23 protein-coding genes are annotated in these 24,874 nt (G+C 46.2%); 11 read left to right on the forward strand and 12 right to left on the reverse strand.

Annotated elements, in window-relative coordinates; translation table 11 throughout:
* Positions 1-14 precede the first annotated feature (14 nt).
* Both MKX40_RS20360 and MKX40_RS20365 read right to left on the reverse strand, forming a co-directional pair.
* A complete protein-coding gene (locus MKX40_RS20360; protein WP_253438881.1) occupies positions 15-983 on the reverse strand; it encodes a sugar phosphate isomerase/epimerase in 969 nt (322 codons plus the stop codon).
* A 201-nt stretch (positions 984-1,184) separates the two neighbouring features.
* A complete protein-coding gene (locus MKX40_RS20365) occupies positions 1,185-2,297 on the reverse strand; it encodes a Gfo/Idh/MocA family oxidoreductase (RefSeq protein WP_339235559.1) in 1,113 nt (370 codons plus the stop codon).
* A gap of 190 nt (positions 2,298-2,487) precedes the next feature.
* Here MKX40_RS20365 and MKX40_RS20370 point away from each other — a divergent pair, with 190 nt between their 5' ends.
* The gene (locus MKX40_RS20370) at positions 2,488-3,306 is read left to right on the forward strand and encodes an AraC family transcriptional regulator (RefSeq protein ID WP_339235562.1); all 819 of its coding nucleotides are present in this window, start codon (positions 2,488-2,490) and stop codon (positions 3,304-3,306) included.
* 25 nt (positions 3,307-3,331) lie between these two features.
* Here MKX40_RS20370 and MKX40_RS20375 read toward each other — a convergent pair whose 3' ends face one another.
* Together MKX40_RS20375 and MKX40_RS20380 are read right to left on the reverse strand one after the other, a co-directional pair.
* Positions 3,332-3,646 carry a hypothetical protein gene (locus MKX40_RS20375; RefSeq protein WP_091028755.1) on the reverse strand — a complete coding sequence of 105 codons (315 nt, stop codon included), beginning with the start codon at positions 3,644-3,646 and terminating at the stop codon, positions 3,332-3,334.
* Positions 3,647-3,678: 32 nt separating this feature from the next.
* Entirely contained in the window at positions 3,679-4,617 is a 939-nt protein-coding gene (locus MKX40_RS20380) for a Gfo/Idh/MocA family oxidoreductase (RefSeq protein ID WP_339235564.1), read from the reverse strand.
* Positions 4,618-4,816: 199 nt separating this feature from the next.
* On the opposite strand from MKX40_RS20380, the gene MKX40_RS20385 reads away from it, so the two are divergent.
* Positions 4,817-5,428: a VTT domain-containing protein gene (locus tag MKX40_RS20385; protein WP_339235567.1), complete on the forward strand. Its 612-nt coding sequence runs from the start codon at positions 4,817-4,819 to the stop codon at positions 5,426-5,428.
* Between the two features lie 181 nt (positions 5,429-5,609).
* Positions 5,610-6,572 (forward strand): peptide-methionine (S)-S-oxide reductase MsrA, encoded by a 963-nt coding sequence (gene msrA / locus MKX40_RS20390; RefSeq protein ID WP_339235569.1) that lies wholly within the window; start codon positions 5,610-5,612, stop codon positions 6,570-6,572.
* 58 nt (positions 6,573-6,630) lie between these two features.
* Here the strand turns inward: msrA and MKX40_RS20395 are convergent, their stop codons facing one another.
* Positions 6,631-7,431: a lipid II flippase Amj family protein gene (locus MKX40_RS20395; RefSeq protein WP_339235572.1), complete on the reverse strand. Its 801-nt coding sequence runs from the start codon at positions 7,429-7,431 to the stop codon at positions 6,631-6,633.
* Between the two features lie 317 nt (positions 7,432-7,748).
* On the opposite strand from MKX40_RS20395, the gene MKX40_RS20400 reads away from it, so the two are divergent.
* Positions 7,749-8,219, forward strand: coding sequence for a DUF2188 domain-containing protein (locus MKX40_RS20400; RefSeq protein WP_339235574.1), 471 nt, complete (start codon positions 7,749-7,751; stop codon positions 8,217-8,219).
* A gap of 205 nt (positions 8,220-8,424) precedes the next feature.
* On the opposite strand, the gene MKX40_RS20405 is transcribed toward MKX40_RS20400, so the two are convergent.
* Positions 8,425-9,159 carry a YitT family protein gene (locus MKX40_RS20405; RefSeq protein WP_339235576.1) on the reverse strand — a complete coding sequence of 245 codons (735 nt, stop codon included), beginning with the start codon at positions 9,157-9,159 and terminating at the stop codon, positions 8,425-8,427.
* An 850-nt stretch (positions 9,160-10,009) separates the two neighbouring features.
* Between MKX40_RS20405 and MKX40_RS20410 the strand changes: the two genes are divergently transcribed.
* The 4 genes from MKX40_RS20410 (at position 10,010) to cysK (ending at position 13,429) form a co-directional block, all read left to right on the forward strand.
* The gene (locus tag MKX40_RS20410) at positions 10,010-11,047 is read left to right on the forward strand and encodes a nucleotide-binding protein (RefSeq protein ID WP_339235578.1); all 1,038 of its coding nucleotides are present in this window, start codon (positions 10,010-10,012) and stop codon (positions 11,045-11,047) included.
* Positions 11,044-11,277, forward strand: a complete 234-nt coding sequence (locus MKX40_RS20415) for a hypothetical protein (protein WP_017687536.1) — start codon at positions 11,044-11,046, stop codon at positions 11,275-11,277. Before MKX40_RS20410 ends, MKX40_RS20415 begins: the two co-directional genes overlap by 4 nt.
* Positions 11,278-11,743: 466 nt before the next feature.
* Positions 11,744-12,127, forward strand: coding sequence for a hypothetical protein (locus MKX40_RS20420; RefSeq protein ID WP_253438912.1), 384 nt, complete (start codon positions 11,744-11,746; stop codon positions 12,125-12,127).
* Between the two features lie 345 nt (positions 12,128-12,472).
* On the forward strand, positions 12,473-13,429 hold the full coding sequence (gene cysK / locus MKX40_RS20425; protein WP_339235581.1) for a cysteine synthase A: 957 nt from the start codon (positions 12,473-12,475) through the stop codon (positions 13,427-13,429).
* A gap of 573 nt (positions 13,430-14,002) precedes the next feature.
* Here the strand turns inward: cysK and MKX40_RS20430 are convergent.
* Positions 14,003-15,967, reverse strand: coding sequence for an ATP-dependent DNA helicase (locus tag MKX40_RS20430; protein ID WP_339235584.1), 1,965 nt, complete (start codon positions 15,965-15,967; stop codon positions 14,003-14,005).
* Positions 15,968-16,218: 251 nt separating this feature from the next.
* Here MKX40_RS20430 and MKX40_RS20435 point away from each other — a divergent pair, with 251 nt between their 5' ends.
* Both MKX40_RS20435 and MKX40_RS20440 read left to right on the forward strand, forming a co-directional pair.
* On the forward strand, positions 16,219-17,811 hold the full coding sequence (locus MKX40_RS20435; protein ID WP_339235587.1) for a catalase: 1,593 nt from the start codon (positions 16,219-16,221) through the stop codon (positions 17,809-17,811).
* A 655-nt stretch (positions 17,812-18,466) separates the two neighbouring features.
* Positions 18,467-19,846, forward strand: coding sequence for a right-handed parallel beta-helix repeat-containing protein (locus MKX40_RS20440; RefSeq protein WP_339235590.1), 1,380 nt, complete (start codon positions 18,467-18,469; stop codon positions 19,844-19,846).
* 176 nt (positions 19,847-20,022) lie between these two features.
* On the opposite strand, the gene MKX40_RS20445 is transcribed toward MKX40_RS20440, so the two are convergent.
* From MKX40_RS20445 to MKX40_RS20455, 3 genes are all read right to left on the reverse strand, one after another.
* Positions 20,023-20,301, reverse strand: coding sequence for a DUF6809 family protein (locus MKX40_RS20445; protein WP_339235592.1), 279 nt, complete (start codon positions 20,299-20,301; stop codon positions 20,023-20,025).
* Between the two features lie 143 nt (positions 20,302-20,444).
* Entirely contained in the window at positions 20,445-20,774 is a 330-nt protein-coding gene (locus MKX40_RS20450) for a hypothetical protein (protein WP_339235594.1), read from the reverse strand.
* Between the two features lie 4 nt (positions 20,775-20,778).
* Positions 20,779-21,978, reverse strand: coding sequence for a WXG100 family type VII secretion target (locus MKX40_RS20455; protein ID WP_339235596.1), 1,200 nt, complete (start codon positions 21,976-21,978; stop codon positions 20,779-20,781).
* Positions 21,979-22,631: 653 nt separating this feature from the next.
* Between MKX40_RS20455 and MKX40_RS20460 the strand changes: the two genes are divergently transcribed.
* Entirely contained in the window at positions 22,632-23,198 is a 567-nt protein-coding gene (locus MKX40_RS20460) for a DUF4879 domain-containing protein (protein WP_339235599.1), read from the forward strand.
* A gap of 524 nt (positions 23,199-23,722) precedes the next feature.
* Here MKX40_RS20460 and yaaA read toward each other — a convergent pair.
* On the reverse strand, positions 23,723-23,977 hold the full coding sequence (gene yaaA / locus MKX40_RS20465) for a peroxide stress protein YaaA (protein ID WP_339235601.1): 255 nt from the start codon (positions 23,975-23,977) through the stop codon (positions 23,723-23,725).
* A 452-nt stretch (positions 23,978-24,429) separates the two neighbouring features.
* Entirely contained in the window at positions 24,430-24,861 is a 432-nt protein-coding gene (locus MKX40_RS20470; RefSeq protein WP_339235603.1) for a hypothetical protein, read from the reverse strand.
* Positions 24,862-24,874 lie beyond the last annotated feature (13 nt).

Below are 24,874 nucleotides of genomic sequence, written 5' to 3' on the forward strand. Positions count from 1 at the left end.
CCCCTAGTGTAGCTCTAAACCCACCACATATCGCCCAGCGGTTCTTCAATCAATACTTGCTGGAGATTTTGTACGGCTTTAGAGAATCCTTCTTCAACCGACATCAGACCGTCCTCGTGTTCAATACTTACTACGTAATCATAACCGACCAGACGCAAGGCACTAATAATATCTGCCCATGTCTTGTTATCATGTCCATAACCGACCGAGCGGAACTGCCAAGCGCGATCCAGCATATTCGTATAGTCCTGCATATCCGTTACACCGTGTTTGTTCACGTTTACCGGATCAATTGTTGTATCTTTGGCATGGAAGTGATGGATGGCTCCTTCACGGCCCAAGATGTGAATGGCCTGAACCGGATCAATACCTTGCCACCACATGTGACTTGGGTCCAGATTGGCTCCGATTACTTCACCTGCTGCCTCACGCAGTCTCAGCAAGGTTGCTGGTGTATGAACGGAGAATCCACCGTGCAGCTCCAATCCGACTTTTACGTTACGATCTGCTGCAAATTTACCCCACTCTGTCCAATACGGGATCACTTTGTTCTCCCACTGCCACTTCAGGACCTCCTGGAAATCATTCGGCCATGGTGCAACAGGCCAGTTCGGATACTTGGCATCCTCATGGTCTCCCGGACAACCGGAGAATGTATTCACTACAGGCACTTCCAGCTTCTCAGCCAGTTCTACCGTTTTAACAAAATCATCGTGGAATCCCTTCGCAATATCCTTTTGCGGATGAAGCGGGTTACCGTGACAGCTCAGTGCACTAATTGTCAAACCACGTGACTCCACTGCATTTTTGAAGTTTTTAAGTGCCGTAGGATTGCTTAACAATTCATCCGGCTTACAATGTGCATTGCCTGGATGTCCGCCTGTTCCGATCTCTACTGCTTTTAATCCCTTGGATGCTACATAATCAAGAGCATCCTCCAATTTACGTCCTCCGAATAGTACCAAAAATACGCCGAGTTTCAAGTGCGATTCCTCCCTGGATTAGATATCGAATAATTGCTGAATTCATGAAAATTGAACTGTATACATTTACCGCTCAGAATCATATGCCTGTTTGCTTAGTGTGGAAAATCGAGAGTGTTTCTATCCTGAAATTGAACGTAAGAATACTGGTTATTCTTCATCATTCGTATGGGCATCAAGCGTTAACACTTGTTACTCATACTAGAGCGATTCCACGCTTTCAATCTCAGTTTGAACTGTGCGAGTTACTGCAAAAGCGTCATAGCTGCTCTCCAGATGTATGTGCTTGCCTTCAAGTGAAGAACGCTGGAATGAATGCATAGCTTCCAGTACGTGATAAGCGAGCTTGCCACTGGCTTTGTGTTCGCGTCCGGCACGAATGGATTCAACCATTTCGGTTACGCCGATGCCTCGTTCGTTTTGTCCACTTTCGAAGACTGGTTTGACTGTCTCCCAAGTGTCTTGACCGTATCTGCGAACCTTCACTTCCCCGTTAAAATAGTTGGGGTCCGGTACGCTAAGCGTACCTTCTGTACCGTAGATTTCAATACGTGGCAGATCCGAAGCTCCGCGAATATCGAAACTGGTAATCATGGTCGCAATGGCACCTTCTGCGAAATCAATGGTTCCTGCCAAGTGGGTAGGCGTCTCTACTTGCAACGCTGTACCTTCCTTCGGCCCGGAGCCGATCTTGCGATCTGCAATCTGTATGCCTGCCGAGGCGCTAATTCTGCGTATCGGTCCAAGCAGCGTAATCAGAGCGGTCAGGTAGTAGGGTCCCATATCAAACATCGGTCCACCACCTGCAACATAAAAGAACTCCGGATTAGGATGCCAAGCTTCCGGTCCTCCACCCATGAAGAATGAAGTCGCTGCAATCGGCTTGCCGATCAGGCCATCCTCAATCGCTTTACGAGCCGTTTGAATGCCTGAACCAAGGAACGTATCCGGTGCAGAACCCACGTACAATCCCTTTTCTTCAGCCAGTTCAACAACCTTGCGACCATCCTCAAGCGAAATTGCCAGCGGCTTCTCGGCATACACATGTTTGCCTGCTTCGAGTGCAGCCAGATCGGTCATGGCATGACTGCCAGGAACCGTAAGGTTCAACACAAGTTCAATTTCGTTATTTTGCAGCAACTCATCTACATTGTAAACGTTTGCGATATTAAATTCATCTGCCCGTTCCTGAGCGCGTTCACGAATCAAATCCGCAACAGCCACGACTTCAATGACCGGGTTGTTTTTGAGATTTTCCAGGTAGATGGCGCTGATGTTACCACACCCGATGATGCCTGCTTTCATTTTCTCCACTGTGACGTTCATCTCCTTACGCATGGTGAAAATCTGCGTTTGAATGGTTGAGATACATATGTTTTGTTGGATGTTTCCTGTTCCTTAAATCTAATACTATGGTATTCCGTTTCAGCTTCAATTAAAATGAATAATATGATTGAAACATGAACTATCTGGTCATAATTTTCAAATTGCAAGGAGTATGCCCATGTCGACAGATCAATCCTGCCAAGTTCTTACAGCAGGCTTTTCATTTCATCGTAAACCCTACGCTATGGTGCAGCCTGAAGGGGTCAAGAACTACCTGTTAAGACTGCAAACAGACGGACGTTGCCGTGCACGCATTGACGGGGACATGTCCCTAGTGGATGCGGGCGATCTGCTTCTTTTTGATCCTGATGAGCCCTATGAGCTGAGAATAGACAATGAAATTAATCCGATGGGAGAACGACTGGTGGAGAGTGGTGACTATCACATCTTCTTCAATGGTTCCTGGGTGGATGAGTGGTGGAAGCGTCACAAACGGCCGACACGGATCAAAGTCGAACTGACGGAAAGTCTTTTAGTCCTGTTTCGACAGCTCGTGCTGGAGCAACGCCGCATCTCTAATCCTTATCCTGAAATTTCAAGTTATTATATGCGAATTTTATGTCTCGAAGTGGATCGTCTGCTTGCGGAGCATCCAACGATAACCAATACCAATTATGTGGCTTATGAGATCAAGAACTACATTGAAGAAAACGCTTCCTCTTTATTCAAGCTGGATGATGTGGCAACACACATTGGCATCAGTGTCTCACGGGGTGTTCATCTCTTCAAAGAGGCATTTGGCAAAAGCATCATGCAATACACGCTTGACGTACGGCTGAACATGGCCAGGGAACGGATTATTTTCAGTCCAATGACCCTGGAGCAAGTGTCCGAATCTTCCGGCTTCAACAACTATACCTATTTCCATCGGGTATTCCGTTCCCGGTTCGGCATGTCCCCGAAGGAATTCCGCGTCATTCACCGGGAACAGATGTAATCATACCAGTATACGTAAGTTGAACTTATTTGCGCGCGGCTATGGCCTCGGATACAACCATCGCCAGATCTTCATTGCCAAACATGGACAACACGCCAAGTACCGTATCATCCGGGATCTCACCGGCTTCCTCCTTGGATACAATCAGCTTCTGCACCTGCTGCAAACGCTCGTTGCTCTGCTGATTCGGGTAGGCTTGCCGGTACATCTCTTCCGGGTCCAAACCATTATTCACACACCACTGGGCAAATACGAGGATCATCATCTCTTCTTCCTGTTTATAGGTTTCAATGACCGCTTCCTCGATCTGCTTGTTACGTTCCTTTTCATATTCATCCATGACGTGTAATCCTCCGTAAGTGTATTCTCTAACTATTTGCGAATCAATTGTTCAGCCAGTTCATGACTGTCCATGACATGACTTGCACTGATCAGGCAATCATCTGGCGAGTCCAGACAAGCCAGGAAATTATCAACTGCTCCGCTAAAACCTCTGCGTGCTAACACGGTGTCCCAGCTCCCGAACGCTTCTTTGGTTTCCAGACTCCCCTGTTCCAAGTAGCTAATCGTGTCCATGTTCACCACTTCAGCAGAACGCCCACCACCATGCAATTCGACCTTCTCCAGATCTGCCCCAGCTTCACGCACCATATCGAATCGACCGTAGGCTGTTCTACCCAGCTTGGCCGTTCCGGTTGCATGCAGTAATCGGTCCAGATCATTCTTCCGAATCCATTGGTGAAGCAGCTCCACATTATGATTCGAGTACCACAACATCAGATCGAGCAGATGGATGAGATCATCATAGATCGTTTCTGCCGCAGGACGATCCTGAATGCCTGTACGATGTTTGGTCACTGTCAGGGAGTCGAAGCCTTTTCCACCCTCCATCCATTGTTTCGCTTTTTGATACATCGGTGCGAATCTGCGGTTGAAGCCCACGGCCAGCAACAGACCTTGTGCCTCGGCAAAAGCAGTCATCTCTTCCGACTCCCGAAGCGTATAGGATAACGGCTTGTCTACATACACGGCTAATCCCTGTTCCAGACATTGCATGACAATGTCAAAGTGCGCTTCTGTTGCTGTATGTACAAACACCGCATCCAAGTCCCAGGACAACAGTTCTTTCAGATCCGTTGTTCCCCGTTCTAATCGATACGCCTCCTGAACGGCTTTGACCGGCTCCGGAGATCGGTTCATAATGCCTACAATCTCCACGTTCGGATGAGCGGTTAACAGCGGCAAATATACTTTACGTGCAATATCGCCGAGGCCGATAATTGCAACTCGTTTACGTTGGGTTGTTTCCATGATGATCATTCCACCTTCAGTTCGGTTCTATATTTCCACGTCCTATAGTGTAACCCTTCGGACAGCAACTTGCCAGTGATTGCAGCAGACTTCTCACGAATTGTTCAGACCATAAGCGAACGTGGTAAACTTATAATGAAAAGCAGTACAGATCGGGACACGACTAGACCTGCCTGATCTGAAAGGAGCGTTTGGGATTTTGCGAAAATGGTTATGGCTTCTGTTATATGTTTTACTTGCAGGAGTCACGTTTATTTACAGATATGAACTGCTGGCCTGGACCGATCTTCATCAGTCCATTCCGCTGTTACTCGCCATGGCAACATTGTTTGCTCTTGTGCCTGTAATTCCTTATAAGTTTGTTATTATCGCCTTTGGTTATAGTTACGGTACCACCACGGCAGCCTGGATATGCTGGCTTGGCACTACACTTGCTGCCATGGTCGTCTATGGCGGAGCAAGAACCATCTTCAGACATCAGGCGAGATCGTACCTCGAACGCATTCGGGGTCTGAGCCGTTTTACCACATGGATGGAAGCACATCCGTTTATGGGTGTTATGTCGATGCGCTTGTTGCCGGTCGTGCCTCAGATGGCCGTTAATATCTACGCAGGTATAACGTATACGCCATTCTGGGTCTTCATGGTTGCTACGGCTATTGGCAAAATGCCCGCGATTTTTGTTTTTGCCTATGCAGGTGCACAGGCTGAAACCTCGATCTGGCTGAGCTTGGCGATCCTTGCCGGATACCTGGTGTTCATGGCCATTGTATTGCTCCTATTTCGCTTTCGGTCACGCAACAAAGCCTGAATTCAGAAATTCGCAAGTATTCAGATCCAGTTTGTTTTCAATCCTGCTTGGTTGGCTTGCCAATTCAGGATATAATAGAAGAGCAAGCCCTGTGCTTGTGTTAACAGGTTAATAAAAATGGTAGATTGCTGGAGCTCGAACACGAGCGCTAAATCTTCATCAGAAATGGAGTGACTATAGCATGGAACAACATTCAAGTGAGTTAGCAACTTTTGCAGGCGGATGCTTCTGGTGTATGGTATCCCCCTTTGAAGAACTGCCCGGTATTCACAAGATTGTATCGGGTTATACAGGAGGACATACCGAGAATCCAACATATGAAGAGGTCTGCTCGGAGACAACAGGACATGTAGAGGCTGTGCAAATTACATTCGACCCTGCCATCTTCCCTTATAAGAAACTGGTTGAACTGTTCTGGCAGCAGATCGACCCTACGGATACAGGCGGGCAATTCCATGACCGCGGATCTTCCTATCAGACGGCCATCTTCTATCACAGCGAAGAGCAGCGTCAGATTGCCGAAGCGTCCAAAGCGGAGCTGGGACAAAGCGGGCGTTTTGACAAACCCATCTTCACGCCGATCTTGCCAGCCAAACCGTTCTATGAAGCCGAAGAACATCACCAGAATTATCACCGGAAGAACCCTGCCCACTACAAACGGTACAGCAAAGGTTCTGGACGCGTAGATTTCATCGAACGCAACTGGTCCGGCAAGGTGGACAAAGACGGACTGAAAGAGCGTCTGACGCCGCTTCAATATGAAGTGACCCAGAACAGCGCGACCGAACCTGCATTCCATAACGAATTCTGGGATCACCACGGTGACGGGATCTATGTGGACATCGTATCCGGCGAGCCATTGTTCAGTTCTACTGACAAATACGATTCGGGTTGCGGCTGGCCGAGCTTCACACGTCCATTGCGTGACCACAATGTGAAGGAAAAAACCGATCTCAGTCACTTCATGATTCGTACCGAAGTGAGAAGTCGTGAGGGGGATTCCCATCTGGGTCACCTGTTCAATGATGGTCCTGCTGAAGCTGGTGGAATGCGTTATTGCATCAACTCTGCGGCACTTCGTTTTGTACCCAAAGAAGACCTTCAAAAAGAAGGATACGGTGAGTACGCCGTCCTTTTCCAATAAGTTTGAATACCAAAAAGAGCAGTGGGATGATCCCGCTGCTCTTTTTGGTACTTTACAATCACATCATATTTACAATCCAACCAATCCAATACGCAAATGGAATTAATAACAGCTGTGCCACCAGTGTACCGAATAAACGGGAAACGAGCATACAGCCATAAATCTGGTTCATGCGATCCAAACGGATCTCGCCACGTAATGATCGGTCACTGAGCAAGGAAATCCGCGGATCAATCAGGATAGTTAGCATAATAGTCGCTATGCCATTAATTAGCCCGGTCGATTGAGAGGCAGCTACAGCCTGACCGGGGTAAAGGTACGCTGCATATAAGCTGGACAGGACACCCGTGGTGTAGATTGCGGTTACCGCTACATTCAGCATCATTAATCGTCTTGGCATCCCATGCTGTACCAATCGTTTGGCCATCTTCCAGGATGGCGGAGTGATGTAATACATTGCATTTCTAATCTTGCTTCGCTTCAACATCCCACGAACCATCACAGGAATGGAACCTGCTGCTTCAAAATGCACGACCATTCGGGATGAGAGTTTAACCATGGTCGGGAAACACAATATGGCTAATGCGGTTCCGATGGTAGCCGCCCCCATCAGCCAATGTAGTTGTGCTGCAAAGTGAGGATTAGCTCCACGTGTTGCGGTATCCACCAGATTACCTACCATCGGACCCTGAGCCATATTGGAAGTTCGAGAAACCAACAGCAAAATACCAGCCAATGAAATGGCTAGCGCGATTCTGCGCGTACGCAAGCCACCTAGACGAAGTGCATAAGATAGGCTGTCTGCTGCATGAATCAACATAGTGAATATCATCGGTATTGCCAGACTGAGGCTAAACATATGTATGTACTCCTTTATCTTCCTTTTGTTGAACTTATTTCTTTCATGCACAGCATTATACTCTTCTGTGTTCTAAAAGTATAGGAACGAGATCCTTCTATATTCGTTGTACTAAAGTATATTTACACTTGACACTCCGATGACAGAACAACCTTCCGATCGCTGTTATCCCCAGATTCTTTTGATTCCTTTATGCTTACGGAGTAGCTTTTCACAGAAAGCTTTTAGCTCTGCTTCTTCCCGTTCCTCTTCATCGTTTATCTCTTCCCTCACAGGGTAATATACAACTAATCCATTATTGTACAGGAGGGATTCATATGCCTTGGAACAAACAGGATTATCCGGTATCCATGAAGAACCTGGAACCACGTGTCAGACACAAAGCAATTGAGATTGCGAATGCGCTGCTTCAAGACGGGTATGAGGAAGGACGTTCGATTGCCATAGCGACAGCTAAGGCGGAAGAATGGGATGAAAATCATCCCTCACCGGAAGGCTCGAAATCGAACTCCACATCTTCTTCCGAAAATTCTAACCATAAAGAGTCATCTTCCACGCAGCGTCGGCATTCCGAACCTGTCTCATCGTCCAAGAGTCATGACAACATTCATGTGGTGCCTACCGACTCCGGTTGGGCAATTAAGGAAGAAGGAAAGTCTACCTATCTGTCTACATTTGAAACGAAAGCTGAAGCTGTGGATGAAGCTAAAAAACGCAGTAGCCATCAACATATTCGCGCCATTATCCATAATCAGGATGGGCAGATTGCTTCTTCGATTAAGCCTTGAATGAATTGCATGACACCGGAAAATGGCCGTATTCATTGTTGGCTGTTATTCTACAGTTCAGCGAATAATTAATCATGATCTGGACGAAAACAACAAAATCCCTTTTGCTGCTGACATGCAGTCAAAAGGGATTTTGTATGAACGTAACCGTCAATTAAGATCTCAACAAGATCCATACAGGTTATGATTATTCTGAAACGTAAGATCAATGGGATACCCCTCTAGCCACCGTAGTCCGCTGTGAAACAGCAGCAGCATTAACTGCTTTGGCTGCAGCCGATGGCATCGGCAATTTCACAGCCGAAGTCGTTACCACGGTTCCGCGAGCCGGAACACTAACGACGTACGTGATGACTTTACTGGCGATCCATACGGCCAGAATCGTATATAAAGTTTCTTTTACCGGAAGAAAGAAAAGTGACAATCCCAATACAAAAGCATCACTGACAAAGAAAACGGTTCCCAGCTTCCATCCCTTCCAGCGGCTAACCAGCACGGCGAGAATATCGTCTCCGCCTGTCGCTCCGCCGAATCGAAGCACAATCCCAGCGCCTACCCCAGTCAATATACCGGATAGAACTGCCGGAATCCACAGATTTCCGTTAAACGACATCACCAGTGTGGAGTATCGTTCAAAGCCGTCATAGAATAGGGAAAATGCAGCGACGCCAAGCAATGCCTGAATCATGAATTTCCAGCCTTTGAGGAACCAGGCCAGGATCATGACCGGAATGTCGAGCAGCAACATACCGATGGCAGGTGATAAGCCTGTTGCGTATTTTCCGAGCAGGGCCAGACCGACAAATCCGCCCTCCGATAAATGATTCTGAAAGTTAATGTGATAATAGGCAAAAGCTAAAATAAACGTACCGAGCAGCATAATGGCGAATTTGATCGCCTCTGTTTTAACGTGTTGTAAGGTTAACGATGTTCTCTTCATTCAGGTTCCCTCGCAGTTTGTAGGTTGGTTTTTTAGACCGACCGTACCCTGCAAAAGGCAAGCCTGGAAGAAATCATCGTGTGTGTCCTTCGAATATTCATTCCAATCCCCTCTTTCGCAGAGTCAGCCGTTTTTTTGAACCGGTTGATGTACTCTACAAGGGGCGCTATGTGTATGAGAGATCGTAACGTTTCCAGATTGTCCTTGGGGAGATTGTCCTTCGGGGACTCATGGTATCCTGATCCTTTCTGTTCTGTTGTGGTTAGCTGTGCTTGGTTAAACATTATACTTTACACTATAATACATCGATAACAGTACCCTCTTCCGATCGCTGTTATCCACGGATTTTTTTGATCCCATATTTTAAATGGGAAAATCCGTTGATAAAGGCGAGCACTTCGTTTCTTCAGACGGGTTCTGCACTCTTCGTTACCATGTAAAGATTCTGCTTAAACACCAAAGCTAACTTGCTTGTTCTTCTATTATATAACACCAACGTGACCGGGTCTAAACAGCGGACCCGTCAAATATGCGCATAAAGCAGCATCTGGGCTGCTCCAGCAGTCGTACGGGCACACCAGGAGTAGCAATGCTTGCTAATGGTGCAACCTGCTCCTTTATTCTATGACCAAAGCTTCCAAAAATAACTGTCAGTCACCCAACTGTGACAAATTGGGGCCTTTTTTTATTTTCTTGTACTTTTTAAAGGAATCATCTCCCTTTCACACATACACTATAGCAAACGTAATCGGCTTATGATTTGTCCAGTTCAGACGTTTCCAGACTTACTCTGCTGTTTATGGTATAATATAACAATTGAATCCCACTACCGTTTAAGCGAGGCGGATTGATGAAAACGTTAAAGCCAAGAGTCTTTATTGGCTGCTCGCTGGAAGCGAAGCCGATTGCAGCCGCAGTACACGAAAACTTACGTTTTTCAGCTGAAGTTACCCCTTGGTATTCCGGGGTTTTTAATCCAAGCAGCTATACCATGGACGATCTGGAAGTAGAGGTACGTACGACTGACTTTGCGATTTTTATTTTTCATCCGGATGATATATCCAAGATTCGCGGGAAGTACTACGCGTCGGTCCGGGATAATACAATGCTTGAAATGGGTCTGTTTATGGGTCGTCTGGGACGAAAGCGTATTTTTTTCATTCTTCCTGAAGATATTACGGACATCAAGGACACGACCAAGATCGAAGGATTGCGGATGCCCACAGATCTGCTGGGATTAAATCCACTCGTATATGAAATCCGTTCTGACGGAAAGTGGGCACCAGCCGTGTCCGTGGCATGTTCCAAGATTGCAGACAGTATTGAGGAACAAGGACGCTGGAGTGATCCGGAATTGGAGAACATCATTGAGAAGCATAAACGCACCGAGGGAGAAGCAAGGTTACAATTGCTTAAGTTGCTGCGGTTCTTTAGGGAATTGCTGCGTACCCGCAAAGCAGATGCCAAAATGCTGGAACGAATGAGTGATGCCCTGCGTACTGCCTTTGTCTCTCATCCTCCATTCGCTGTACGTGGCACAGCCATATACCGTACAGATGACAGTGGTTATATTGAGCAATTATGTGGTAATGTTGGAGAACCGGGGAGAAAGTATGACTTGTCCGCTAATGACGACAAACAACCGGATGATCCCAAGCGCATCCTGGTGATTGATTCTTACCGGGAGAACAAGATCAAGATCAACCTATATGATGATTACCTTGAGAAAGAGTATCTGCTATGCTATCCTGTAGCCAAGAGGTATGTAATCACCGTTCACATTATTGGACATATTGAAGCGGATGAGGCGGTTTTTCAGCAGATTGACCTACAGAATCGTCAACTGTTCAACGCCATCAACGATTTGTTAGGAGGCGAACCGGAATGAAACCGGAAACGAAAAAAATAAGCAAGCGCTGGGGCAGCGAGAAAAAGGTACGCCTCAGTTCTGCGCCCGAATCATCACGACCGGTTCCGGAACCCAAGGAAGAAGATCGTTTCCACAAGCCGGCCGTACCGCTAACGACTATTGGGCCCTCCCTTAAGGGCAAGGAAAGACCTTATAAGGTCATCCTTGAAAAAGAGGCGTTCTACGAAAAGCCTCAATATCTTGCTTAATTTCTTAAACACGTCATTAAACCTGCCGCTGAATCGGCAGTATTCCATAGGCCCCGCCGCCCAAGGCAGGGGCTTTTTTGTTGCACATTTTTAGTAGAGTGAATTGCTTTTTCTTGTTGTCATAGCATCAGCGTATTAAGGCAAGCCAGCCTTAGATGATTATTGCAGTTGATTGCAAAAATTCATTGCTTGTTATTACTTCTGTAGTAGGCGCATTGCATAATGCTTATTTGGTTTATGGCCTTAGGTTTCCTGCAAAACCCATAAATTATACCTAATTTTGGAGCAGGCTTGTCCTCAAATCCTTAGCCTCATACACGATCTGTATCCTCAGGAAAATACGTTAGTGCTTGCTTCCAATATTTCTCGGTTGTATTGTGTATCTCCATTACATATATTGATTATAATATAGGAACACATGTTCTGTAAATAAAAATTTACAATTATAGGTTAAGGAAGTGAACATATGACATCCTCAACTTCCGCCCCATCCCCTGCGGATGAAGACCATCGTCTAATTAAAGGTTTGGTTGTACGCACCCTATTGCTGGATGTACTTGAGCGAGATATTCGAACGTTGGATACACTTATGCTTAAGATGCCTGAAGTCTACATTCTTTCGCTGACACGTATTCAGAACAATGTGCTCAAGGAGATGTTGGGTCTTCGCAAGCAGATGAGAATTCGCGGTGTCAAAGTTCTGGAAGAGAATCGTGAAGCTGATGGTATCGAAACTCTGTATATGTGCAGGGGGTATTGGCAACGGTTCTATATGTTATGGACGTTCGCACGCAATGAAGTCAAAAAAGAACTCAGTCGGCATCTGCAGATGGACTTGGCACAGAGCTGATGCAACTCTGTTCCTATTGAACCGGAGCATACGCCTGTTGTTATCCAAACACATATGGATCTGCGTCCATCCGTCATTACGCTTGAATCCAACTCCTACTCGCTTCGTCCGATTCACTGCTCGTATGATTCCGCGCCCTCCGCTTAATTCAAAACAAGTTGACCACAGAAGGTTATGTTCATTAAGATGGAGGAGAGATAACCAACCATTCCAATAAGGCATGATCTAAATTCAATTCCTATACTAAAACAAGCATCCTGCCATTCATGGCAGACAGATTGTTCCTTAGGGTTTGAGTTCAACTGGATATCTCTCAACGTCTTATCAATCAAGGAGCTGTACTTCATGGATCTGAATACACATTCGATTAAACGAACACAAGCACATACAGGCATTGCTGCAGATGTAACTGAACTGATCGGCCAGACACCTGCCGTTAAACTGAACCGACTCACAGGCAGCGACTCCGCTGACGTATACGTGAAACTGGAATACTTCAACCCCAGCGGCAGCGTCAAAGACCGTGCCGCCTATAACCTGATACTTCAAGCTGAACGTGCGGGACACTTGCTACCCGGCGCAACCATTATCGAACCAACCAGTGGCAATACCGGGATTGGTTTGGCGATGAATGCCGCTGCCAAAGGATATAAAGCCATCCTAATCATGCCGGACAACATGTCCAAGGAACGCATCAACATCCTGAAAGCCTACGGCGCAGATGTGGTGCTCACCCCTGCTGCGGAGCGGATGCCAGGTGCGATTCGCAAAGCGAAAGAACTTCAGGCAGACATTCCGGGAAGTTTCATTCCGCAGCAATTCGAGAATCCGGCGAACCCAGATATTCACCGGATCACGACAGCTCCCGAGATTATGCAGCAGATGGATGGCAGGCTGGACGCCTTCATCGCTACGGCGGGAACTGGCGGAACAATTACGGGAACCGGGGAAGAACTGCGTAAGCAGTTGCCCGATATCCGTATCTATGCGGTGGAGCCCAAAGGTTCTCCGGTGTTGTCCGGTGGCGAGCCCGGACCACACAAGCTCGTCGGTACAAGTCCGGGGTTCATTCCGGACATCCTGAATACCGACGTGTGGGATGCCATCATCCAAGTGTCCGATGAGGACGCACTGGATACGATGCGGCAGCTTGCTGCCCGGGAAGGGCTGTTGCTCGGCCCTTCCTCTGGCGCTTCGGTGTGGGCCTCCCTTCGCATCGCGAAGGAACTGGGGCCAGGGCACCGGGTGCTCTGCATTGCGCCGGATACCGGGGAACGGTATCTGAGCATGGATATTTTTTAACACAGCTAACATCTTTACACGTCAAAAAGGGGCTTCCATGTCCCACAAGCCATGAGCCCATAAGTTATAAGCTTGACAGAGGCCCTCCCTTATGAGCATTCATTTAGTACTCACACATGTATTGTTCATTTAGCGCTCATTGCTTCTAATGAACCTGAGACACGCTATTCGCTCCTATTTATGCAGGTTTGAAGTGTAACGAATCACAGCGGCGTTATTTCCCCGAATTGGGTTGATTTACGGGCTTAGAAGCTATTTTCGGCGGGATAACGTTACTGAGATTCGTTAGAATTTACATCTCTTCATTATCACCCCAATAAGGTATGATAGGTTCGTTAGAATTTTGGAGCGATTGGTAGCGAGGAGCGAGGGGAAATCCCTCGAAAAAAAGGGAAGAGAAGTACATTGAAGGAACCATCAAAATAAAAAATAAGCTCTTGCTCACATACGGATGGTGCATCCGCAGAGAACAAGAGCTTTTTTCTGATGGGAGCCATCTCGGCCCGGTTAGAACGTATAATTCAATGTACATGTAGGATTTAGTACGATTTTGTATGATTTAGAATTCAGTCATTAGTGTGTCAGGGTTGTCCATTCCACACCTTCAGGGAGCAGAGCCGCAATGCGGTCTTTGGCTTCCTTTTTGGTATACAGCGATTCATCGAGAATGACTGCGGAACCGGAATCCGTGCTTGTCCGAATCAGACGTCCAAGACCTTGCTTTACTCGCAGAAGCATATACGGAAGATCGATCTCTTCGTATGGTGCAGCCGACGCACTGCGTTTTGCATTGAACACAGGGTCCTGTGGTGGATATGGAAGCGACCAGATCATGACATTGGATAATGACGGTCCTGGAACATCCAGTCCTTCCCACAGATTGACGGAGCACAGCACACTCTCCTCATCCTGCTGGAATGCCGCGATCAGATCACTGATCTCCCGATCACCCTCATACATAAAGCGCAAACCTTCTGCTTCTGGCACATGAACAATGTCCTGCTTGAACGCGCGCAATTCTTCCATCGTACGGAACAGGATCAGCGCACGTCCCCCACTCTCCTGAAGCATGGATACTGCGTCGCGCATGCGATTTTCGTTCTCCGGGTGACCCGGTACAGCTTCATCGGTAATTTTCATCTTCATTTTGTCCGCATAATCATACGGGGAAGCCACCGAGAACGATACAAAATCATCAATGCCCAGGCTGTCCGCCACATAACGGAATGAACTATCCACAGATAAAGTTGCAGAGGAGAACACGATTGGAATACCTGTGTTGAACACACGCTCATTCAGCATTTCCTTCACCGTACGCGGCATGATCGATAATGTCGTCTCGTCTTCACTCTCTTCCGCCCAGCAGATATAACCATCTTCCTTACGGAACAACGCAAGTGCAGACTGAATCATGTCCAAATGTTCTTCAACGACACGCATCTGGTACCCATCCAGCGAGAACAATCCACTTTCGAATACCAATTCTTCGCCAATGGCATCCAATACGTTGGTCAGACGTTCAATCTCACGCAGAAGCGGAGCTTCTACCCGAACTTCTTTCCGTTCCGATCCCGGAATCGCCACCGTATACGTATCGAGCAACGCAAACAATCGCTCACTGCTCTCAATGGCTTCATCCACACGCTCGGCGAGGGATTCACGAATCTCTCCTTCAAGCAGGCGAGTCACGAGTTCCTCGAAGATGCGGTGTTTCAGCTTGTAACTCAGTGCGTTCAGGGCTGCTTCTTCCAGCAAATGTCCTTCATCAAATACAACCGAGCTGTGATCAGGCAGCAGTGGCAGTTGTCCCTCACGTTTGCGCGCATCATACGTCCACACATGCTCCATGTAGTAATCATGGGAACAGATGATGATGTCTTTGGAACGACGGTAATGGTCACGCGACAGCGTCAGGCCGCAGCGTTGTCTTTTTGGACAAACAAAACAATCCTGGAACGGGTCCCAGTTGATTTTGTTCCACTGACGATCATTCAGATGTGGGTACTGTTTGCGGTCACCATACGGATGGAAAGCCTGAAGTGTACCCGGCGTGTTCACAAAATCCGGCAAACTCTCGTGCACTTCTTCAATAACAGGCGCATCCTCATCGGCGAATCGCACCGCACTTAATTTGTTCAGACAGACGTATTGGTCCGGGGACTTGCCCAGACGTGCGTCCACTTCCAGATCCAGATGTGCAGCCAGCTTCGCAATATCTCCGCCAGGCTTCACAAGCTGTTCAATCAAGGACTCATCGGCACAGGCGATCACCGCCGGTTTGCCCGTATAACGTGCATAACAGACCGCGTAGAGCAGATAAACTAACGTCTTACCTGTTCCTACTCCGGCCTCCGCCATAATGGTCTTTTTATCTCCATAGGCCCGTTCGAGCTGGTATGCCATAAAAATCTGTTCATCCCGTACCTCGAAGCCGGACTCTGGCAAAATATCGTAAAAAACATCGGCTACCCACTCTCCCAGACGGGATACAAAAGGTTCAGCCGGATCATATGCAAAAGGATAACGTTGTGTAGACAATCCTAGGTCAGCCTCCATTCTTAGACGCGGTCCTCTTTCATTTTCCGTTCAAAAAAGGCCGCAGGGCAAAAGTTAATTATCTCACGCAGTAAGGTTGATGACAAGCTTTTTTTACGAGGAAATCGAAGGGCAGTTGATTAGCTTTTTCAAAAGGTCGTTTAGATGTTCGTTGGTTGCCATAATGTATAGAACCTGCCCACAGGGAAAATATATACAGGAATCCAACTTAAGGAAAGGTGGCGTTCCACTCTATGGATAACCATTCTTCACAATCCGAGCATTCCTCAGACCAATCAAGCGAGACTTTAACGGACCGACAGGGTCACCCCATCACAGACAATCAGAACGTACGAACCGTGGGCAGCCGTGGACCGACAACACTGGAGAACTATCACTTTCTCGAAAAGATCACTCACTTCGACCGCGAACGTATTCCGGAACGGGTTGTGCATGCCCGGGGTGCTGGTGCTCATGGCGTATTTGAAGCGTATGGAACGGCCGGGAATGAACCGGTATCCAAATATACACGTGCACGTCTGTTTCAGGAAAAAGGAAAAGAAACCCCCGTATTCGTTCGATTCTCAACGGTTATTCACGGTGGACACTCTCCCGAGACGCTGCGGGACCCGCGTGGCTTTGCCGTCAAATTTTATACCGAAGATGGCAACTGGGATCTCGTCGGTAACAACCTGAAAATCTTTTTCATTCGTGATCCGCTCAAGTTCCCGGATATGGTACACGCCTTCAAACCCGACCCGTTGACCAACGCACAGGATATGGAGCGGTTTTTCGATTTTGTCTCACTCAGTCCCGAAGCAACCCATATGGTGACGTTCCTCTTCTCCCCTTGGGGTATTCCGGCCAATTACCGTCAGATGCAAGGGTCGGGTGTCAATACATACAAATGGGTCAATCAGGAAGGCACGGGCGTGCTCATCAAATACCACTGGGAACCGCTGAATCAAGGCATACGTAACCTGTTGCAAAAAGATGCGAGCGAGATTCAGGGGCAGAATTTCAACCATGCCACGCTGGATCTGTATCATGCCATTGAACAAGGCGAATATCCCGAATGGGAGCTGTGCGTTCAGGTGATGGAAGATGGCGAGCACCCGGAGCTGGACTTTGACCCGTTGGACCCAACCAAGTTGTGGCCGCAGGATCAGTTTCCGTTTCTACCCGTTGGCAAAATGACGTTGAACCGTAATCCCGAAGATTATTTCAATGAAGTGGAGCAAGCGGCATTTGGTACAGGTGTATTGGTGGACGGGCTGGATTTCTCGGATGACAAGCTGCTGCAGGGACGCACCTTCTCCTATTCGGATACCCAGCGTCACCGGGTCGGTGCGAACTACCTGCAACTGCCTGTGAATGCGCCGAAGAACCGTGTTGCGACGAATCAAAGCGGCGGACAGATGCAGTATCAGGTGGATCGTGCACCGGGGCAGAATCCGCATGTGAACTACGAACCCTCCTCTCTTGGTGGGTTAAAAGAAGCGGCGCCACGCGGCCCGGAACATGAACCGTTGGTGGAAGGCAGGCTGGTGCGTGAGAAGATCGAACGTACGAATGATTTTGGACAAGCCGGGGATACGTACCGGGCATTCGAGGATTGGGAGCGGGATGAGCTGATCAGCAACATGGTCGATGCTCTGGCCCAATGCAAACCGGATATCCGGGAGCGCATGATCTCTCATTTTACCCAAGCAGATGCGGATTACGGGCGCCGTGTGGCGGAAGGACTGGCGTCAGTGCCAACCGATGATAGTGCGACAGTTCAACCGAAACATGAACCAAGTGTCGAGCAAGTGCAGAAGCGAAGTCGTGAGACGGACGGATATTAAAGTGGGCAGCGTTGTATAACTCTCGTCTATGCATCGCTTATAGTGCATGAGATTGTTCGGACGATAAGTCCCAGCGTTGGTTTAATGGAGCATATCGCTTGATTCGATGAGTCTTGCCATGAAGGACAGTGCCTACAATGATCAGATAATACAACTTCGAATATCGCCCCAATAGTCTCGTTGCCTCTGGCAGCCGCTATGGGGCTTTTTGTTATGCGTTGATTGCCCCATCATTTCGATAGAGGGCACCGGATTACATTTATGCTTCCTATCGGATGCGTGTGGCTCTTTTTTTGAAAATGCGAAGTTCATTTGGGTGGATTGAGGGTGAGTCTCGTGCCTTGAGGGTTGTAAAAGCGTGCATCTCTAGGTTCATTTCAGATGATTCATCGTTAAATCAGGGCTACCAACCAATGTCAGGATTACATGTAACCTGTGAAACCCCAGGCACTGGGAGCGACTACGCCTAACCTGCCTGTGTCTAGACCTATCTGATCAAATGATTATTGAAGATAACGTTTACAACATTTACCATAAAACTATGCTGTACAGGGAGTATTCATCCCATCGCAATGAGCTACTTCATCAATGCATCTGTCCGGCATATCGTAACAGCTCACGCATTCTATTTTCCATTAACCAAGGAGGTCTACTAATGAAATTATTCCCATCCACATCTACTCATGTGTCTGCACGATCTGTACATTCCCTGAAGGAGCGCTCCCTCAAATCAAAAATGGCCCAGATCTGTCTGAGTGCCGCATTTCCTCTTTTATTAATTGGTGGTGGATCGGTTAGCGCGGCGGATGTAATCGAGAGCAGCTTGCAAAATAATCCATCAGAAGCCGTGGCTACCTCAAGTGTGACACTTGCTGCGGGTGATCTCTATGTCTCCCCTAACGGCTCAGCCAGCAATCCGGGGACCATAAATAGTCCAACGTCGCTGGCCAACGCATTGACCCAGATCGCCCCGGGTAAAACGATCTATCTACGCGGCGGAACTTACAACTTCTCGCAGACCATTACCATTGAACGTGGTAACAGCGGCACCTCCTCACAACGTAAAAATCTGGTGGCGTATGGATCGGAAAAACCAGTCTTTGATTTCTCTGCTCAAGCCTTCGCTTCCACCAATCGTGGACTGCAAATGTTCGGAGACTACTGGTTCGTCAAAGGACTTGAAGTGAAGGGTGCAGGCGATAACGGAATCTTCATCGGAGGCAGCTACAATCGCCTGGAGCAGATCGAAGCCCATCACAATCGGGATACGGGGATTCAAATGGGACGTTATGCTTCCACCGCCGCCAAGAGTGAATGGCCTGCGTATAATGAAGTCATTCGTTCCTACTCCCACAACAACTATGACCCGGATGACGGCGAGGATGCAGACGGTTTTGCCGCCAAACTGACCGTAGGCCCGGGCAACGTCTTCGACGGTTGTATTGCGGCCTATAACGTGGACGATGGGTGGGATCTGTATAGCAAAACGGACACAGGCGCCATTGGCGCGGTCACGATCCGCAACAGCATCGCCTACGGTAACGGCGCAACGTCAGACGGTACCTCCACCTCCAACAGCGATGGCAACGGCTTCAAGCTTGGCGGCGAGAAGATTGCGGTGAACCACATTGTCGAAAACAACATTGCATTTAATAACAAAAAACATGGCTTCACCTACAACAGCAATCCAGGTTCGATCCAGATGAAAAACAACACTTCCTGGAACAACGGGCAAAGCAACTTTGCTTTTGATGTAGGCACCCACATCTTCACCAACAACCTGTCCTTCCAAGGCGGCGCCAGTGACAAAACGAGCGGAACCGACGTCAGCAGCACCAACGTCTGGTGGAAGAACAAAAAAAGCGAGAACGCCAAAGGCCTGCTCGCCAGCGCAGCCGACTTTGTCTCCCTCGTGCCTTCTGTAACGCGTAGCGCGGACGGAACACCTGTTTTGGGTAATTTTCTGAAGCTTGCGGGTGGCAGTGATCTGGTTGGGTCAGGTACGCCATCGGGTACGAATATTGGTGCGCGGTAGGTTGTAGTGTAGGTGGAGTTTGAGTAGGACATGTGTGTTGAGTTCACATATGGATTAAAAGACGCTACGGAATAAACATAAAATCCCCTTCTCTATGCCAGCCAGATTGCCGGTGTTGGAGAAGGGGATTTTTGAGTTGCTATACATACACTGCTGACTTATAAATTGATAGATACTCACGGTTTGCATAAGACCTCAATAATGAGTTTACCGCCTGTACGAAAACCTTGCTCAAACGCTGCTTCAACATACATTGATGTGGATTGTCCGATCAGGTCTACCAGTTGTTCCAAAGCATCGTATTCGTTATCGGTAAGCTGTGTTCTGTAGTCTTGCATCAGGTCCGATATCTGGCGATTGATCTCCTGATATTCAGCTTGCTCAGGATGAATCGACTCGTCTAACCGCAAGTTCCCGTGAAACAAATTCTCGATCAGGTACTTGTTATCCTTCATGGTAAGGTCACCTCAGGAAGATTGTACATCAAAAGAGCAGGTGAGATAGAAATTTAGCGGGAAATCCGCTAAGTATATATTAATACCAAAATTCTTCGTTAAGCTCTTAAGTCTAAGCCCTACTCGTAAGTGAGCTAACCTATCTATCCTATAAAAACAACAGCATCTTTGCGCTGAAATGCTAGGGGCAATTTATTTTGAAGAATTGTTATTCTTTCAAACATTTTATTCCTTTTTTCCTCAGTTAAGTTTTTTACCGCCCAATCTTTAATTTGAATTAGTTCCTCAATAATTGACGGTACATCTTCCTCCTCTACATCAACACCTGATGAAAAAAGGTCTGTCCATTGTAACCCTAGTGCTTCAATCGCAGGTTGCCAACATTCTTTAAAAAACGATTCTGTAGCAATGGGAACAAAGAAACTCTGTTCAAAATCATTTTGTGGTTCATATATTACAGCACTGATTGACATGCACTTATTCACCTCCAAAAGTAGCACTAAATTTGTAGTCTGGAAACTCTTCTTTTAGTTTATTAATGCTTTTGTTAACAGCTTGCCTCAATTTGGGTGTATCACCGTCTAGTCTAAAAACAAACTCTTTAATACCTTTTATTTCTTGAAGTGCCGGTATTTCCTGCGACCCATTCACAGTTGTTCTTGTCGATGTGGCGTTCTCTAGAGCAAAAATCCGATTTCGCGTTTTCGTAAGTATTTGTTTATCCGCGAATTCTTGTGGTGTTTGTGCAGGCAGTCCTGTTTTAGGATTAACTTTATGTAGACCTTGAGCAGACTTATCTTCATAAAAGACCCCTTTTTTCAAGTCAATTTCATCAAATTCACCAAGAGATTCTCCCCTTTTATTAATAATCTCAACCTCTTTTGCACTCTTAACCCCTGAAACATCACCCGTCCCCTTAATCTTACTACCTTTCCTTGCCTCAGCCGCTTCCAAATTCTTTTTAATCTTCGCCACAGCTGGATGAGAAGAAGGCAAGCGAAACGGTCCTTTGCCACCCGGCATACTCCCGCGAACCATCTGAAATGCCATAAATAGCTGACTGAACTTCAGAGAAGTCAACATCATCTGAGCATACTTATCGGATACAGGCTCGCCTGTGAAGGGATGAATTCCATTTTCAAAGGCTTTGATCTGCATCGCATAAATATCTTCACCTAATGGTTCAACAGTTACAGCTTGCATTCGATTAAAATCCAAATGCCCCTGAGCTCTCTCATAAGCTTGGAGCGCAGACTGATCCGTAACCCCATTCTCGTTGACAGGCATCGACATCCACTTTCCAAAAACATTGACTTGTGCCATCCCATAGCCCTTATCATCCGAACCGGCATAATATCTCGAGATCACCATCATCGCTACAGCGCCAACGGCATTACCCAGACTCACCTTCTGAGCATCAGCATTCTCAAACCGCATGGCGATATCCTTGAGTTCCTTGGAGATGCCCACCATACTTTCCAGCGCCTTCTGCAAAACAGGGCGCGACTGCTCAAATTCATAATAGAATCGCTCCTGCGTTACACCCAGCCACATCTGCTGAAGGAACATGATTTGTCTTGAGAGATCCTCACGTATATGCTCCAATTGATGTCTCGCCTGATCTACTTGATTCGATACGTTATGTAACTGTTCAGGAGTAACTTTAATGGTACTCATCCATTTTCACCGCTCATCTACTATATGATAAGACTTTGTTAGCAGAAGTTTAATGGCAATGATATCCGGCTAATCTCCTGATTTCACTACATTAATTCCCACTAAGAATGATTAGTTTCCGTCCTTCAGTCCCATACGATTTCTATGTAGGTGTATACATGTTCCTGATGGTTCCTTTTATTTCACGACTACAGGATACTGTAGCATCTTTACTGCGACGAGCAACACGCTTTAACAATTCATAGAATTAATGAATAAACTTGACTTGAATTGATAATTAGATGTACTATATGTTTATATAAATGGAATATATTTCAATTTAAATACTTATTTTGAAATCTTATACTTCAAGATATGTGTCAGAGTTTACCACAGCTAAGATATCAATTCTTATAATTGAGTTTACCATTTTGTCTGCAAAACCCAATCATTGGCAGGCATTCATTTTACATATACATTCCTACTTCATAGAGTTTTCTAGCCTGTAGAGTTCTATCTCTTTATTTCTGTTTTCAGTAAAGAAAAAGAGGGAAGAACCACTTTCATAAGAGGGGAGGGCAAGGGGCTTTAATCTGCAAGCAGGTCTATTCGTCGTTATCCATATTTTTGTAAAAAAAAGAATACCCATAACAAGAAAGGTGGAATTTATTACTATGAAAAAGTTGGTTGGTTTAGCTCTTATTCTTGTTCTCGTGCTTTCGTTTAATGTAGCTGCTTATGCAGATGGTGATGTGACTCAAGCCAAACCGTTAACAAAGGAAGAAATTATTAATTCCAAAGAATTCCGTGAAGCTGTTGAGGCTGCTAAGGCTGAATTTAAAGCGCAAAAGTCTAAAGATACGGGTGGTCCAGTTCTGTTTGCACCTGCTCCGAACGTATCTCACATTAATGTATACGGTGTTGTATCTCCTAATGGCGGTCAAGAGATTTACGGCTTCAATAACAACCCGCTCTCCACGACCAATGATCATGGTGGGGCTTGGATTCAGTGTATTACGTTCCAGATCGGTTATGACAGCAGTCACTTCGGCAAACTCGCCGGCAATACAATGACAAACAACTGGTCTGAAGCTATTGATCTGGACGGTGATCGTGTCATAGATGCTTTCGCCCATTCTTGGGTTTATGAATCCCCTAATACAACAGGTGGACAATTTGTAGGTACGGTCTATTCCATTAACATCCCAACACAGTGGACCGCTTGGATTAATGTTCGTTAACAGGAAGGATGTTATATGAATATTCGGGGAATTCGCCATCGTGGTTCTATCCTGAGGAATACGAGAAGTAAGCCTAAAAGTTCATCATCTTTGGATACGAATCGGATCGCACCTAAATTTGATATGACAGCTCACTCTTCTGCTAACAATTACGTTAGTGTATTTTCTTAGACTGCCTTGAAGAAGTATGTCAAGAAGTCCAGGAAGCGTGGAACAAAGCAGAGGGAAAAACAGTGGCTTCTTCAATCCATTAACTGAAGCTGATGGTAAAATTGAGGTCCCTCCTTTCTCACGCAACATATGGAGATGGAATACAACCCGATGCTTCGTTATGGTGCTAGGGAAGCCCCTGTACGCATGGATAATGTGTTTGCAGACAAAGATTCCGCCAAGTCTTTAATTCTGGTTTGATGGACACGGATTTGATTCTTGATCAGACGCAGGGTTATACATCCCCCTGCGTCTTTTCTCATTGTGACATTAAAGGGCGCGACTTTGTATAGGAACCCACGTTGTATAGTAGGCTACTTTCCCTCTGCTTGTATGAATACATTCGTGTTCTCGTCAGATCGCTCTTCGGAAAAGCCAAAGTTCAACCAATCAAAGTTTCCTACGTCTTTCACATCTGTAATCTTATGCTCTGCCATATAACGAACCATTTCGCCTCTGGCCATTTTAGCCCAGGTTGCCTTTTCAACCAGCTTCCCATCGACCATTTGTCCGAATATACAAGTAATGAACCTGGTTTCCTCACTCAGAAAAGGCAAAATATTTTGCAATCTCTAAAACACTAACCACAAATTTAATAGATTGTATTTTGCCAGACTTGCATTGGAAAATGCCTAATAAATACATTATGTTTGTGCAAACTGTACATATAATACACTCAGGACCTCTATCACCATAAATTGCATTTCTTTGAGATTTGCTTTGTAAGAGTTATCTCCTCTCGTTGCAGCATTAAGCAACATTCAACTTTATAAGATGTCAAGTTTTTACGTACCTGATGGATCATTATAACAACTGATTATTACTCATATAAGAATACAAGTTCAAACTACGTCGATCGTTCTAATTCATATCACAATTAAGCACTTCTTCTTGCTTTGCCTATTTTCATTGCAGCCGTTATCTTTTCCTTCAAGAATGAATAACTCCTCTACTTAATCAATTCTATCGGCCAAAAAGAAAAAACCTTAAGGACATTGCCCCAAGGTTTAAGCGTAGGAAATTATACATTTTCATTATACGAAATAGACTCAAATAATTGACCAAATACAGGTATTAGTTTAGTTACATACCAATTTACGTCAGTTATTTTGTTATAACTTTCTACATCAAGGACTTTTCGATTGATATCAGGACTCATAAGTATGGTACCATTCTCTTCAATTAAAAATGTTCCCCCTACATCAGTATCTTTCCAAGTCATTGCCACTCCAATTAATTCTCTTTGATTATCCTTTATGACTAAAATCTTTAGTAACTCCTCTAGAGGAATTGATTTACGTTGCCAATTAAATTCATTATCATCTCCAATTGGTAGATAAGTCACTTTTCCTTGATCGTTATAAGACCAACCGAAATCTTCGAGTTTGCGAAGAATAGTCATTCTTGAGATTTGCTTTGATAAACTTATTTCAATGGATATTGAAACAGACATGCAAAATCCCCCT

It is taken from the genome of Paenibacillus sp. FSL R5-0517 (assembly GCF_037974355.1).
In the GTDB taxonomy this organism is placed as follows: domain Bacteria; phylum Bacillota; class Bacilli; order Paenibacillales; family Paenibacillaceae; genus Paenibacillus.